Genomic DNA, 13,012 nt, shown 5'->3' on the forward strand with positions numbered 1-13,012 from the left:
AGGCTAGGACACGAATCATTGGGGATTGCTAGTAGTTAATGATTTGTTAGCTGGAAGAGCGATCGCAGGGAATTAATATTAATTTCACCGCGACCGCTCTAGCCATGCTCTATCGCTCAGTAAGAACCTAGGTCAATCTCGGAAATACTTGTGAGTAAAAGTTGCGAACAGGAATATAACTAAGGTAAAAAAAACAAGTCCAGGTTAATTGAGGCACCTATTGCCATTAACTTTTCAATCCAACAATTTTTACGGAGGGTTTCCCTAACAATTAGTTTTGATGAATTGATTGAATTAGGGAAGTTGAAACTTTCTACAACCTCTCTCTATAGAAGTTTTTGAGAGTGCTATTGATGAACGGTTTTTCGCGGACGCCCTCCTTTCTTCCCGTTATTACGAGCGGCTTTTGCTTTTGCCGTTGAGGTGGCAGAACCTCCTTTACTACCTAATTGGGCCATCCAAGCTTTAGTCCCAAATATCCCTATCATCAAAGCTGGAATACTTAAATCAACATCTAGCGTTTCCCAGTGTAGTCCCTCGCCAGATGGGGTAACTTCCACTTGTACGAGGTCATCAGTCGAGGCACCCGCTAATCCTTGAACTAACTCAGGGGGAAATAAGAAGCTGGCTCCATTTCGCAGTTCCACGACAATACGACTAGATTTTTGATCGTAGTGAACGGACTGAGCACGTGGCTCTGATGCATCAGATTCGCGTGCCGAGATCCTTGCCTTTGCAATCTCATCCTTTAAGATTTTCTCAGTTAAATTCAAGTTCTTCATGAATCTCGCTCCATTTCTTTAATAGTTCTGTCTGATGAACAAAAATTAGTTGCAGAGCTTTTTTCACATCTCCATCGCTCATATTCCAAATTTGAATGAGTGAGGGGTCTTCTGTTTCACTGCCGAGGTTGATTTTTGCTTCGCCACCCGCTTTAATAACGTGAACATGAGACGGAAGATGATCGTTGGTGTAAATGCGTACACTAAAACCATCTTTCTTCAGTACGGTTGGCCTGTAGGTTTTTATAGCTTTTTAATATATATCTGCATTGTAACTCAAGCGCTTGGGTTTTTATGCAAACGCAGAAACCTTCCTTGAGCCAAGTGAGGAAATGTCAGCCCAGAGCAAAAAATCTCTACTTCGTATCCATCCAGTTTTGCCCAGCACCAACATCAACCAGGAGAGGAATGCTTAACTGAACAGCGTTTTCCATCGTCTGGCGAATCTTCACCTGCAATTCCTCCCACTCATCGGGGGGAACTTCCAAGATCAGTTCGTCGTGAACTTGCAAGAGGAGACGTGCCTGGTAGTCTTGCAAGATATCGTGCATCTTCACCATGGCGATTTTGATGATGTCAGCACTAGATCCTTGAATTGGGGCATTGGCGGCGGCGCGGAGTAATCCGGCGTCGTAGGGGCCTAAACCTTTGAGTTTGTCGAGGTTGATGTCTTGGGTGTTTTTGCCTCGGTTCTGGAGAAGAGTGTGTGAATTGAAGTTGAAGTAGCGGCGGCGTCCTAAAATTGTTTCAACGTAGCCTTGCGCGATCGCTTCTTTTTGTAACTGCTGCAAGTACTCGAAAACTTTTGAATAGCGATCGTTAAACCGCTCAATAAATTCTTTACCCAATTGCGGCGAAATTCCTGTTTCCCGCGCAAAACGCTGCGCCCCCATCCCATAAATCACACCAAAGTTAATCGTTTTACCCAAACGCCGCTCATCTGGCGTCACTTCCTCCTTCTCAAACAGCAACCGCGCCGTTACCGCGTGAACATCTTCGTTATTTTTGTACGTCTCAACCAATATTGGCTCTTTACTCAGGTGTGCCAAAATACGTAACTCAATCTGAGAATAATCCGCTGTCACCAGCATCCAACCCGGTTCTGGAAGAAACGCCCTACGAATTTGGCGAGAAAAGGCAGTCCGGATGGGAATATTTTGCAAGTTCGGACTAGAAGAAGATAGACGCCCCGTAGATGTCGCTGTTTGGTTGAAGTCTGTATGCACCCGATGCGTCTCTGGACGGACTAGTGCTGGTAGAGCATCAACATAGGTAGACTTCAACTTAGAGAGAGTACGGTACTCCAAAACCGCATTGACAACCCCACTTTCATCTTCTTCTTGCAGCTTTTCTAACGTGGCGTGGTCAGTTGAGTAACCTGTTTTAATCTTGCGAGACTTCTTTTTACTCAGGTTCAATTTGTCAAACAGCAACTCACTCAACTGTTTGGGAGAGCCTAAATTAAATTTTTCCCCCGCCGCTTTGTAAGCTCTCTGCTCGATTGCCTCTAAATCTTTTTCCAGCGTTTGGGAGAATTGTTTCAGGTAATCTCGGTCGATACGGATACCCAGAGATTCCATATCGGCTAAGACAGGCTCCAAGGGTTGCTCAACATCCAGCAACAGCTTGTGCAGTTTCGGGGTTTGTTTCAGTTCCTCCCGCAGCTTAAGAACCAATCCAAATGTAGTATAGACATCCATCCCGCAGTAGTTAGCGACGCTGGGGATATCAATATCCGCCATCGTTTTGCCTTTCGGCACTAAGTCAGTGAATGACTTGGCAACAATACCCAGATATTTCAACGCCAAGTCACTCAAGTTATGGCTATTGTCAGGATTTAATACATAGCTTGCCAGCATCGTATCGAAGACGACACCCCGCAGGTGAATGCCCTGAAAATGCAACACTAAGCGGTCAAATTTGGCATTTTGCAGCGATTTTGGATACTTATCGCTTTCTAAAATCGGGCGCAGTGCTTCTAGAACCGCGTCCTTCTCTAAATTTCCACCCGCTTTGTGACCAATGGGGATATAGGCGACTTCCACATCATCCCGCTCAAGTTCCGTTTTACCCTTTGCCTGTTTGCCTTTAGTAAAGCAGCAGCCAATCCCCACCAGTTGGGCATCCCGTGGCTCTAAATCGCTGGTTTCTGTGTCCCAAGCTGTCGGGATTTCCGGGTCAGTGCAACCTTGCAGTTGCTTGACCAACTGAGCCAGCTTTTCGGGAGTATCAATGATGGTTGGTTGCAGCTCATCCTGAGAGGCTTGCTGCTGCTGGTATTCTTCCGTCTCCTCCGCACTGAAAAACCACAGGTCGTCGCCAGTATCGGGGGCGAGAACCTCTTCGGGGACAGTCCCCGTCGGAGCCTCTTCAACAGGGAAGCCGCCAAATCGTTGCTGAAGCTGGTCAATTTTCTTTAAAAATGTCTGAAATTCTAGCTTTTCTAAAAGGGGTTTGAGAACGTCGGTGTCAAATCCCTCTAACTTGCCCTCTTGTAGCTCCATGTTTACAGGCGCATCAAAGGCTAACTGAGCTAAGTAGCGGGAGTGTTCTGCTTCTTGTTTCCCTGCTTCTAGTTTTTTTTGCGTTGCGCCTTTGATGCTGTCTAATGAGGCATAAATTTTATCTAGGGAGCCGTACTCTTTGAGCAGGCTTACCGCTGTTTTGTCGCCAATACCTTTAACGCCAGGAATGTTGTCTGATTTGTCACCACAAAGGGCTTTGTAGTCAACGACTTGTTCTGGGGCGATGCCGAGCTTTTCTCTAACCTCTTCGGGCCCAAATTCCGTAGGGCCGGTGGAGTTACCCCGCTTGAGGAAAGTGCTGTTGAGGTAGAGGACGCTGATGCCTTTCGTGGGGTCAATGAGTTGGAATAGATCGCGATCGCCTGTTAATATCTTCACTCGATACCCTTGGGCACTAGCCTGACGAGCTAAAGTCGCCAACACGTCATCCGCCTCATAACCTGGGGACGTTACTACAGGCACTTTCAACGCCGTCACCAACTCTTTGAGGTTTTTCAGGTCAGGAATAAAATCTTCCGGCGTGTCTGGACGGTCGGCTTTGTAGGTGTCGTCCGCTTCATGGCGAAATGTCGGCAAGCTCAAATCGAAGGCGACAGCCATCGAGTCTGGAGATTCTGACCCCATCACTTCTGTTAGAGCCTTGAGAAAGCCAAAGCAAACACTTGTAGGAATCCCCGATTTCGTTTTCAATCCCCCATCTCGCCCTTTGGCAAAGGCGAAATAAGAGCGAAAAGCTAAAGAGTGACCATCAACCAGGATGTACAGAGGCTGCTGTTGAGAGGAATCAGCAGCACTTTGGGGTGCAGAGGTGGTTTGAGACATAACTCTATTTTATTTGGGATTGGAGAGGAAGGGTGAAGACAGAGTGCTGAGTCCTGAGTAAGGATTAGGGAGCAGGGGAGCAGAAAAGCAGGGGATAACTACACTCACCCTTCCCTTCATACTTCACCCTTCACCCTTCCCTTCATACTTCACCCTTCACCCTAGCCTCCGGCAACGGCTTCGCCGAACATACTTTCTTCCCTACTCAGGACTCAGGACTCAGGACTTATAATTCCGCATTTAAGCTGGTTATTAAGCATATTTACTTAACTTATTGTTCGCTCTGAGCAAACTGGCTGAAAGCAACCTGATACAAGTGTTTCATCCAATTTAGGAAACTTTTTGAGAAAGGATTCCATCTTTTGATTCTACAGAAGTACCTATTTAGAGGTATAGGCACTTTGTCAAATTATTGTTATATTTCTTAATAGCGAAAGACATATAGTCTTTAGCTGACAAGGGTTTCTGTTCTGAACCCATTTATCTCTCTTAAGTAGGAGAAAGTATCATGTCTCAGCCTGTTGAACTATCCTTGGAACAACAATTTAACCTTCGCTCATTTGAATCTCAGGTTCAACACATGAGCCGCGAACAAGCCCAAGACTTCTTGGTTAAGCTCTACGAGCAAATGATGGTGCGCGAAACAATGTATAAGGAGTTTCTCAAGCACGAATGGGGACTAGCGCCTAATAACGAATCTGAGTCATAGTCGCCGGATGTCTAGTCAGCGACCTCTTTCTCTTGCTCGGTTCCCTCCTGAGGAAAGGAGCTGGGGATGCTGGGGCGTTAACTTGACTCTCAACACTGCCTATTAGCAAGATTTGATAAAACCTCATTTCAAAAACGTTTTATCCCATTTTTATTTATTCACGTTCGTTGATGCTCAACCGCAGTTTCAATTCGTCTCAAGTGCCTAAAGCTGCGTAAAAATCTTGTATAAATAAGCATCCTACTACTACTAGCTAGGACTTCCATATTTGGAAGCTGCGTAAGGGCTTTATCTCTCGAATGTATTCTTTCGCCTGGACTCGCAAGAGGGTGTGTGTTTGCAGAAAGTTAAGCTGCTGCGTCTCAAATTCTATGCAAATCTGCTGCACGAATCGTTCTGTGACATATTCCATCACCACGGGTTGCAAAAAGAATAACCCATCTGCTTTTTCAATTTTGCCGTCTGAAATTTCTGCCATCCCTGAGGCGATTATTTTCCTCAAGAACAACCGCCACCATTTGAAACTACTTCACTTGGTCTAGCTATTGCACCGCAAGTAATCATCTTTATCTCATCCATTTATTTGTCTCGTTGGTGGGGCGATGTTCAGAGGTTATTTGTAAGGCGATCGCGCAACCAGTACATTAAGCTAACGAAGCCTGTGGCAACAAGCGTTCCCGATATAATGTAAACAGCTATTCTCTCTTGTGCCACTTTTATGGACTACCAACACATCATCACAATTGAGCCTGGAAAGCGCAGTGGCAAGCCGTGTATTCGGGGAATGCGAATCACAGTGTATGACATCCTAGAATATTTGGCGAGTGGGATGAGCGAGGCGGAAATTCTGGAAGACTTTTCTGAACTCACTTCAGAAGACATTAAAGCTTGTCTTGCGTTTGTAGCCGATCGTGAGAAAAAGTTATTTGTGGCATCGCTGTGAAACTGCTATTGGATGAAAACCTGTCAGACCGAATTGTTTCCAGAATTGTCGAACTGTATCCAAATTCCGAGCATGTCAAGACATTAGGACTGCTCAATACAGATGATGTAGTGATCTGGGAGTATGCAAAGGTAAATGGGTTTGTGATTGTTTCTAAAGATTCTGACTTTCACCAACGCAGTTTACTTTACGGTCATCCACCCAAGTTTATTTATCTCCGGATTGGCAATTGCTCAACATCGAAGATTATTCAGATCTTGAGAGATAATTTGAACACGATCAATCAATTTGGAAGTAGCGAAACACAAAGTCTTCTAGTGTTGATGTAGTGTAGAACCGCTGCACAACAACCCGCTTGCATGCTGACCGTATCGAGTTGGTTGATTGAGAACGAAAAGTTACTAGCGACGGGTGAAACGGAACATTATGTCACTTACGTTAGCGATCGCAAGTCTTATCAGTTAGATTAAGTCTGCAAAAGCAGATGGCTATCCACGTGCATAGCAAAGATGTCGATGGGGCTTTCACAATTATCGAAGTGAATGTTCCAGAGACCTTAATCCTTCAAAGTTAGCCTTCAGAGGGGGGTAGGAGGGGGTTTGAGATGGTAGTGTTAGGAAAATCCATTCTCCCTAGATATGTTTCATAGTTGCTTAATCTGCACGGATTTTACCGACGGTTTGTATCGGCTTGTGGATTTTGTGCCCAGTTTGGCTGCCAGTGGCATGAAGAAAATTGTTTTCACCCACAGCGTACCGTTATGGGAAGAGGGTGGAATTCCTCGTATAGATCAAGAAGCAATCGAAAAGGCACAAAATCGACTTCAGGGACGTTTGAAGGATGTACCCTCAGGAGTCAATGTGCAGTTCGATGTCCCATCTGGGCGTCCACTAGATACAATTCCTCAAACGGCAAAGAAGCATCAGGCAGATGTCATTATTACGGGAATGCCAGTCCGGAACTTGTTAGAAGAAAAGCTCTTTGGCAGTACGACGACTGGGTTGGCAAAAGCCTGTAATCGACCTTTGATGATTTTGCGCCCAGAACTAGTTTCTACTTATACTTGCGAAGAACTAGAGTTACGCTGTCAGCATCTATTCCGGTACTTACTGCTTCCCTACAATGACAGCCATGCCTCTAAATACCTAATCGGTAAGGTTAAGGAATACGCCCAGAATCGCCCAGACGACTCTCTCCAGGAGTGCTTGTTGATGTGGGTGGTGGATGAAGGGGGACGACGAGAAATCCCGAAGGACTATCAGCTCCAAGAAGCTCAGGAGAAATTAGCACCGATTCAGGCAGATTTGGAACAACAAGGGCTGCAAGTCTGTACAGAAGTTTGCTTAGGCAATCCATTGACGGAGATACTGGATGCGGCGTTGGAGTACGACATCAGTGCGATCGCTGTTTCTTCTGATAATCTCGGTAAATTGATAGCAGCCCGTAGCTTTGCTGGTGAGTTGTTCCGCCGTAGTTGGCACCCGATTCTTTTCTTTCCTTCTTCCAAGTAAGCGGCGCTAAGTTCTTAGTTGATTCAATCTAGTGTAGCGATCGCATTTCCCCCCTCAGTGACAAGACTGTAGGGGGCTTTTTCTATCTTTGGTTAGATTACTGCCAATAAAGATTTATGCCATTCAGAATAGGAATATATAGCTAGGGCTTCTTAGGATGAGATTAGGTGTATTTTACGAAGCTTGAACTAATAAGTCCCGCACTTTTAGGTAAATTTAGTAATTTTTCTTAAGAATAGAAAACAATGCGTCAACTACAAAACTCAACAGTAGCGACTACTATCCTTTCACTGGCTTTAACGGCATTTGCTGTTCCCTCGATTGCCGAAGCTTCTTCCAGAACTCAAAGCCTTCAGCCCTCCGCCTCACAAGCCCCTTCCGCTTTGACAGGCGATTATCAACTGGCACAAGGACAAATCCCAGATACCTGCCGCCAAGTGTCAGCAAGAGGGGTTTTGGGTATCCGGCAACAGCCATCGAGCGAAAGCCCTGTTGTGGGAAATTTAGTAAATAATCAGCGAGTGGTTATTCAAAATCGCGGTAACAACGGCTGGGTGCCGATTTTATCCCCAGTAGAAGGGTATATTCCTTCGGCGAATCTCGTCTACTGTACGTCTGCTGCCCCAGCACCGCCACCTGCCACCTCCGACAACTGCCGCCAAGTAAGAGCCAGGGGAGGGTTAAATATCCGGCGAGAGGCATCAACGACCAGTGCTATTGTCGGACAGTTCGCTAATAGGCAGCGAATTGTTGTTGAAAGCCGAGGTAACAACGGTTGGGTGCCAGTCGCATCACCCGTACAAGGGTATGTCTATGCCCAGTATCTTGGTTATTGTTTCTAAGAGTTGCTGCCATTAAGTGGTGGGTTACGGTTGAGCCGAACCCACCCTACAAATAGCGCTAAGACTAACGCCTGCGGGGGCTAAAGCGGCAATTTGTCAGTAGCAGAGGCGTCAAACTCATTAATAGAAGCTATGTTAATTTCACTCATAAAATAGAGTTATCAGAAGGCTTGACAACGATCGCCTTCGTCCAGAAAAGGAGTTTGCCTGCTGTGGTTGTACAAGTATCTGACCGTAGCTACGAAGCCAAGACCCAGGAAATTGCCAAGCAACTCCTGGAAGCCACCCGCGAGAAACGCTCCTTATTTGCCCAGATGCGCGACCAAATGCGCTGGGATGATAAGTTACTGGCTTGGGCGATGAGTAACCCGGGTTTAAGGGTGCAGCTATTTCGCTTTATCGACTGTCTGCCTGCATTGCGGAGTAAACCGGAGATTGCCCGTCACTTGCAGGAATATATGGGGGATGAATCTGTAGAACTCCCCTCCGCCCTCAAAGGGATGCTCAACTTCGCCAGTGCTGACTCCATGCCGGGACAAGTTGCCGCAACGACTGTATCTACCGCCGTGGAAACCCTAGCGCACAAATATATTGCTGGGGAAAACATCAAGCAGGTGCTGAAGACGGTTGAGCGACTGCGGAAGGAAAAGATGGCGTTTACCCTAGACTTGCTAGGGGAAGCGGTAATTACAGAAGCTGAGGCGCAGTCCTATTTAGAAGGCTACCTGCAATTGATGGAACAGCTCACACAGGAAGCCAAGCAATGGTCACCTGTGCCAGAAATTGACGTTGCCGATGGTGAGGAACTGCCGCGCGTGCAGGTATCGGTGAAGCTGACGGCGTTTTACTCGCAGTTTGACCCCCTGGATGAGGAGGGGAGTCAAGAACGGGTGTGCGATCGCATCCGCATCTTACTGCGTCGTGCCAAAGAATTAGGCGCGGCGGTTCACTTTGATATGGAGCAGTATGTCTACAAGGACATGACACTCTCCATCCTCAAGCAACTATTGATGGAAGAGGAATTCCGCTCCCGCACGGATATTGGACTCACCTTGCAAGCCTATCTGCGAGATAGCGAGCAGGATTTGCAGGGCGTTATCGCTTGGGCAAAAGAGCGGGGCTATCCCCTTACTGTGCGCTTAGTAAAAGGGGCGTACTGGGATCAAGAAACCATTAAAGCCGCCCAAAAAGATTGGTCGCAACCTGTTTATAACGACAAAGCGGCGACTGATGCCAACTTTGAGCAGATGACTCAGATCATGTTGGAGAATCATCAGTACATTTACTCCGCCATTGGTAGTCATAATGTGCGATCGCAAGCTAGAGCGATCGCTCTAGCCGACAGCCTCAATATCCCCCGTCGCCGCTTTGAGATGCAAGTCCTCTACGGTATGGGCGACCAACTTGCTAAAGCGTTAGTAAAACAGGGTCATCGGGTGCGGGTGTATGCCCCCTATGGCGAACTTCTCCCCGGAATGGCGTACCTGATTCGCCGCTTGCTGGAAAATACCGCCAATAGCTCCTTCATCCGACAAAGCCAGGAAGACCGACCTGTAGAAGAGTTAATTGCGCCTCCTGTGGTTAAGGAAAGCCAGGAAACAGGGGAGCCGGGGAGTGGGGAAGAGTTATCCAGCATGGATTACCAATTCCCCAATGCCGCCGATACAGACTACGCCCAGATCAAAGCCCGACAGGACGCTCAAGACGCCTACGCCAAAGTGCGGCAACAGTTGGGTAAAACTTACCCACCCCTGATTAACGGCGAGTATGTGGAAACAGAGGCAACGGTTAACTCCGTCAATCCCTCCAATCCTGATGAAATTATTGGCACCATCGGACTGCTTTCGATTGAGCAAGCGGAAGATGCCCTAAAAGCGGCAAAAGCTGCCTTCCCCGCTTGGCGACGGACTCCTGCACGGCAACGTGCCGAAATCCTCCGCAAAGCTGGCGATATTATGGAACAGCGACGGGCCCAACTGTCTGCTTGGGTGTCTTTGGAAGTGGGGAAAGCGTTGCGGGAAGCGGATGCGGAAGTTTCAGAAGCGATTGATTTTTTCCGCTACTACGCTGACGAGATGGAACGTCTCGACCGGGGTTATAACTACGATATTCCGGGGGAAAATAACCGTTACGTCTATCAACCACGAGGGATTGCCGTCGTTATTTCTCCGTGGAATTTCCCGATCGCGATCGCTACGGGAATGACGGTGGCGGCTTTAGTTACAGGCAACTGTACCCTCCTCAAACCCGCAGAAACGTCTTCTGTAATTGCGGCGAAAATTGGGGAAATCTTAGTAGAAGCAGGAATCCCCAAAGGCGTTTTCCAATTCATTCCCGCTAAGGGTTCAACCGTCGGTGCCCATATAGTCAAGCATCCTGACGTTCATCTGATTGCCTTTACGGGTTCAATGGAGGTCGGTTGTCGGATTTATGCAGATGCGGCAATTGTCCAGCCGGGACAACAGCACCTGAAGCGCGTCATTGCAGAGATGGGTGGGAAGAATGCCATTATTGTCGATGAAAGTGCTGACCTCGACCAAGCTGTAGCGGGAGTGGTGCAATCTGCCTTTGGCTACAGCGGACAAAAGTGTTCTGCTTGTTCCCGCGTCATCGTCCTCGAAACTGTTTATGACAGCTTTATTGAGCGGATGGTAGAAGCAACGCGATCGCTAAATATCGGTGCAGCGGAATTGCCCAGCACACAAGTCGGGCCAGTGATCGATGCTACAGCCCGCAATCGCATCCGTGACTACATCGAGATAGGGCGTCAAGAAGCCAATGTCGCGTTGGAAATGCCTGCCAGCGATGACGGTTACTTCATCGGGCCGGTGATTTTCCGGGATGTCTCCCCCGATGCCAAGATTGCCCAAGAGGAAATCTTCGGGCCCGTTGTCGCCGTCATGCGGGTGAAGGATTTCCAGGAAGCCCTGAATGTGGCTAACGGCACCAAGTACGCCCTCACAGGCGGCTTGTACTCCCGCACCCCATCCCACATCGACCAAGCGACGGCTGAGTTTGAAGTCGGCAACCTCTATATCAACCGCACTACCACCGGGGCGATCGTTTCCCGGCAACCCTTTGGCGGCTTCAAGATGTCCGGTGTCGGTTCCAAAGCAGGTGGGCCCGATTACCTGCTGCAATTTCTCGAACCCCGTGCCATCACTGAAAACATCCAGCGGCAAGGTTTTGCCCCGATTGAAGGAGCTGAGTAACTAACGATTCCAATTTCTTGAGATTAAGGCGATCGCGTAACCACCTAATAGCAGCCAGATTACGATCACGATACCCGCTGCCACCCAGTTACGCGATTTTTTCCCGCTCATTGTTGCCGCTTTCTCCCGGCATTCTGTCATCACTGCTGGGGGAATCAGCTTCACTACCAGCCAAATCCCCAATGGCACAATCAGCAGATCGTCTAAATAACCGATTACAGGAATAAAATCTGGAATCAAGTCAATGGGGCTAAAGGCATAGGCGACCACAGCCGCCGCTAAAATCTTCGCATACCAGGGAACCCTAGCGTCTTTGCAGGCAAGGTAGACAGCTAGGGTTTCCTTTTTTAGTTGCCGTAGCTGCCTTTTGATTCCCTGCATACTAACTATCCCATTGAGGCGGAAACAGGCTGTCTAACCGCTTCCCGCAGCAATTCTGCCTTATCGGTTTTTTCCCAAGGCAGATTTAACTGGGAACGCCCAAAGTGACCATAGGCAGCAATATCTTGATAGAAACGACCGCCCCGCTCTGCTGGCAAAGAGCGCAAGTTAAACGTCTGAATAATTCCGGCTGGGCGTAGCTCGAAATGCTGCTTCACCAGTTCCAGTAAGCGCTCTTCCTCAACGGTCGCCGTGCCAAATGTCTCCACAAAGATACTGACAGGTCGTGCCACTCCAATGGCATAACTCAGTTGCACCTCACACTTTTCGGCTAAACCAGCAGCAACAATATTTTTTGCTACATAGCGGCAAGCATAAGCAGCAGAACGGTCTACTTTAGTGGGGTCTTTACCAGAAAAGGCACCACCACCGTGGCGGGAGTAACCCCCGTAGGTATCGACGATGATTTTGCGTCCTGTCAGACCGGAATCTCCCTGAGGCCCGCCAATGACAAACTTACCTGTAGGATTAACCAGAAAACGAGTTTCTTTAGTAGGTTTAAGCTCAATGTCAGCAAATGCTGGCATGACCACGGCTTCCCAGAGGTCTTCTCGGATTTTTTCCTGTACGGCGGCTTCGTCAGTAATGTTGCCAATGGTAGCGGTGTGCTGAGTGGAAACCAAAATAGTGTCAATTCCTACCGGGCGTCCGTCTTCGTAGGTGACGGTGACTTGAGTTTTGCCATCAGGACGCAGATAGGGCAACTGTCCAGATTTGCGGACACCTGCCAAATGGCGAGAAATGCGATGCGCCAAACTAATCGGCATGGGCATCAGTTCCGGGGTTTCGTTGCAGGCAAAACCAAACATCAAGCCTTGGTCGCCAGCACCAATCGCGTCTAGCTCATCCTCACTCATGTGCTCCCGGCTTTCTTTAGCAACGGTGACGCCTTGGGCGATATCGGGAGATTGCTCATCTAAGGCAACTAAAATGGAGCAACTATTAGCACAGAAGCCATTGTTGCCATCTGTATAGCCAATTTCAGCAATTTTCTGGCGAGCCAAGTTAATATAATTGACTTGAGCCTGAGTAGAAATTTCGCCCGTAATCAGCACCAATCCAGTGTTGACAACGACTTCAGCGGCGACACGACTATAGGGGTCTTGCGTCAGCAGAGTATCTAAGATTGTGTCGGAAATTTGGTCACAAATCTTGTCAGGATGACCTTCTGTGACTGATTCAGAGGTAAATAAGTAGCGACGAGCCAATGACAAATTCTCCTTTT

The 13,012-nt window shown here is 47.9% G+C and carries 12 protein-coding genes; 6 read left to right on the plus strand and 6 right to left on the minus strand.

Translation table 11 applies throughout. The features are described from left to right. Positions 1-347: 347 nt before the first annotated feature. The 3 genes from AC5JR3_RS01350 to polA form a co-directional block, all read right to left on the minus strand. Entirely contained in the window at positions 348-782 is a 435-nt protein-coding gene (locus AC5JR3_RS01350; protein WP_495842275.1) for a DUF2442 domain-containing protein, read from the minus strand. Next, positions 760-1,029 carry a DUF4160 domain-containing protein gene (locus AC5JR3_RS01355; RefSeq protein ID WP_495842343.1) on the minus strand — a complete coding sequence of 90 codons (270 nt, stop codon included), beginning with the start codon at positions 1,027-1,029 and terminating at the stop codon, positions 760-762. Before AC5JR3_RS01355 ends, AC5JR3_RS01350 begins: the two co-directional genes overlap by 23 nt. A 109-nt stretch (positions 1,030-1,138) precedes the next feature. Continuing rightward, positions 1,139-4,129 carry a DNA polymerase I gene (gene polA, locus AC5JR3_RS01360; RefSeq protein ID WP_495842277.1) on the minus strand — a complete coding sequence of 997 codons (2,991 nt, stop codon included), beginning with the start codon at positions 4,127-4,129 and terminating at the stop codon, positions 1,139-1,141. Positions 4,130-4,637: 508 nt separating this feature from the next. Between polA and AC5JR3_RS01365 the strand changes: the two genes are divergently transcribed. Beyond that, positions 4,638-4,838: an NblA/ycf18 family protein gene (locus AC5JR3_RS01365; RefSeq protein ID WP_495842278.1), complete on the plus strand. Its 201-nt coding sequence runs from the start codon at positions 4,638-4,640 to the stop codon at positions 4,836-4,838. A 253-nt stretch (positions 4,839-5,091) separates the two neighbouring features. On the opposite strand, the gene AC5JR3_RS01370 is transcribed toward AC5JR3_RS01365, so the two are convergent. After that, positions 5,092-5,316 carry a hypothetical protein gene (locus AC5JR3_RS01370; protein ID WP_495842280.1) on the minus strand — a complete coding sequence of 75 codons (225 nt, stop codon included), beginning with the start codon at positions 5,314-5,316 and terminating at the stop codon, positions 5,092-5,094. 240 nt (positions 5,317-5,556) lie between these two features. On the opposite strand from AC5JR3_RS01370, the gene AC5JR3_RS01375 reads away from it, so the two are divergent. The 5 genes from AC5JR3_RS01375 to pruA all read left to right on the plus strand — a co-directional run bounded on the left by AC5JR3_RS01375 (position 5,557) and on the right by pruA (position 11,346). Beyond that, complete coding sequence (locus AC5JR3_RS01375) at positions 5,557-5,781, plus strand: DUF433 domain-containing protein (RefSeq protein WP_495842282.1); 225 nt, start codon at positions 5,557-5,559, stop codon at positions 5,779-5,781. Then, positions 5,778-6,110, plus strand: coding sequence for a DUF5615 family PIN-like protein (locus tag AC5JR3_RS01380; protein WP_495842284.1), 333 nt, complete (start codon positions 5,778-5,780; stop codon positions 6,108-6,110). Before AC5JR3_RS01375 ends, AC5JR3_RS01380 begins: the two co-directional genes overlap by 4 nt. 309 nt (positions 6,111-6,419) lie before the next feature. Then, positions 6,420-7,292: a universal stress protein gene (locus AC5JR3_RS01385; protein ID WP_495842286.1), complete on the plus strand. Its 873-nt coding sequence runs from the start codon at positions 6,420-6,422 to the stop codon at positions 7,290-7,292. Positions 7,293-7,537: 245 nt separating this feature from the next. Continuing rightward, positions 7,538-8,134 carry an SH3 domain-containing protein gene (locus tag AC5JR3_RS01390; protein WP_495842288.1) on the plus strand — a complete coding sequence of 199 codons (597 nt, stop codon included), beginning with the start codon at positions 7,538-7,540 and terminating at the stop codon, positions 8,132-8,134. 212 nt (positions 8,135-8,346) lie between these two features. Then, positions 8,347-11,346: an L-glutamate gamma-semialdehyde dehydrogenase gene (gene pruA / locus AC5JR3_RS01395; RefSeq protein ID WP_495842290.1), complete on the plus strand. Its 3,000-nt coding sequence runs from the start codon at positions 8,347-8,349 to the stop codon at positions 11,344-11,346. Here the strand turns inward: pruA and AC5JR3_RS01400 are convergent, their stop codons facing one another. Together AC5JR3_RS01400 and metK are read right to left on the minus strand one after the other, a co-directional pair. After that, positions 11,347-11,727, minus strand: a complete 381-nt coding sequence (locus AC5JR3_RS01400; protein WP_495842292.1) for a YkvA family protein — start codon at positions 11,725-11,727, stop codon at positions 11,347-11,349. Positions 11,728-11,732: 5 nt separating this feature from the next. Continuing rightward, a complete protein-coding gene (metK, locus tag AC5JR3_RS01405) occupies positions 11,733-12,995 on the minus strand; it encodes a methionine adenosyltransferase (RefSeq protein ID WP_495842293.1) in 1,263 nt (420 codons plus the stop codon). Positions 12,996-13,012 lie beyond the last annotated feature (17 nt).

The sequence above is a fragment of the Kastovskya adunca genome, from assembly GCF_059505785.1.